Genomic DNA, 590 nt, shown 5'->3' with positions numbered 1-590 from the left:
GCCCAGCGTATGGCGCGGCGATGATTGTGCACGTTGCGGTAGCCGAACGCGTTGCGGCCTTGGTGTTTCGCGAGGCGGTTGTACCCCTCGGATCTGGCGTTGGAGTAGTCGGTGACGATCGCGGCCTCGATGGCTGGCCACCACTGCTCGATGGTCGCAGCGAACCGGTGGACCTCGGGCGAGGTCGAGGTGGCGGCCTGCTCGTACAACGCCCAGAGCCGGTCGCGGATGAGGGAGCGTTCGGGGTTGGTCCCGGACAGCGCCAGGAGGGCTCGCAGGTTCTCCTTGACGGTGTACGCGTGCAGGATCTCGATGCCGGGGTCGCCGGCGTCGATCAGGGCGTTCCACAGCTTCGCGAACGCGGTGGGGTCCAGGCGTTCGTGGCCGATGAGGAGCTTGCGGCGCCCGGCCCACTCGGGGTCACGCTTGCGTCCGCGGCGGCCACGCACATCACGGGTGGCGTGCTGACGGACCTCGGTGACCATGTTGTTGGCCAGCCGCACCAGGTGAAAACGATCAGCGACGACGACCGCGTTCGGCAGGGCGTCGGTGACCGCGCGCAGGTAGGACGCGGACAGGTCGATCGTGAC

At 68.3% G+C, this 590-nt stretch carries 1 protein-coding gene; it reads right to left on the bottom strand.

Going from position 1 to position 590, the window contains the following annotated elements:
- On the bottom strand, positions 1-590 hold a 590-nt coding region (locus tag ABD225_RS18600), incomplete at both ends, for a transposase (RefSeq protein WP_344089200.1).

The organism is Nostocoides veronense (assembly GCF_039531185.1).
In the GTDB taxonomy this organism is placed as follows: domain Bacteria; phylum Actinomycetota; class Actinomycetes; order Actinomycetales; family Dermatophilaceae; genus Nostocoides_A; species Nostocoides_A veronense.
Note: the sequence above shows the minus strand (reverse complement) of the source record. Positions and strands in the feature narration are given on the sequence as shown.